The following is a 614-nucleotide window of genomic DNA, read 5'->3' as shown; positions in this document are numbered from 1 at the left end:
AACACCTCAAGGCGCTCCGATGGCGCACACCGTTCCAGGCCGTCTGTGATGCCTGGACCAAGGACCCCGCCATCTTCAAGATCAACCCGCACCACCTCATCCCGGGACTACACACCTAGAGCATTTTCCACCTACTCCGGTTCATAACCTGCGGTGGTGAAGTAGTTGGTGCATTCTGCTGGGATGAAGGCGTCGAGGAGCTGGCCGACGGTGGCCCAGAGCCCCTCCAGGGTACGCTCCGCCGCCTTACGGAGAAGCGCCTTCAGTTTGGAGAAGGCATTCTCGATCGGGTTGAAGTCGGGCGAGTAGGGCGGCAGGAACGGCATGACCGCGCCGGTGGCCTCGATGGCCCGGCGGGCCTCGCGCCTTTTATGGGCAGGCAGGTTGTCCAGGATGACCGTGTCGCCAGGGCGCAGCGTCGGGCAGAGGACCTGCTCGACATAGGCCTGGAAGGCCTGCGCGGTCATGGGGCCGTCGAGCAACATGGGTGGTGCGGTGGAGTTGCCCCCATCAAACCGGACACGGGGCTGGTTGAGACTGGGCGCGGATGAACTCACGGGGTGAACACATCCGCAAGCCCTTGTGGGGGTGGACTTCGTTGTAGTCCTCGATCC

The 614-nt window shown here is 63.5% G+C and carries 2 pseudogenes; one reads left to right on the top strand and one right to left on the bottom strand.

The features are described from left to right. Positions 1 to 119: pseudogene (locus QMO56_RS26870) on the top strand (IS481 family transposase); the annotation flags it as partial. Between the two features lie 12 nt (positions 120 to 131). Here QMO56_RS26870 and QMO56_RS26865 read toward each other — a convergent pair. Beyond that, positions 132 to 488: pseudogene (locus tag QMO56_RS26865) on the bottom strand (transposase); the annotation flags it as partial. Positions 489 to 614 lie beyond the last annotated feature (126 nt).

The sequence above is a fragment of the Roseomonas sp. E05 genome (assembly GCF_030063475.1).
Lineage (GTDB): Bacteria > Pseudomonadota > Alphaproteobacteria > Acetobacterales > Acetobacteraceae > Pseudoroseomonas.
The sequence above is the reverse complement of the archived record's forward strand: the minus strand, read 5'-3'. Positions and strand labels throughout refer to the sequence as shown.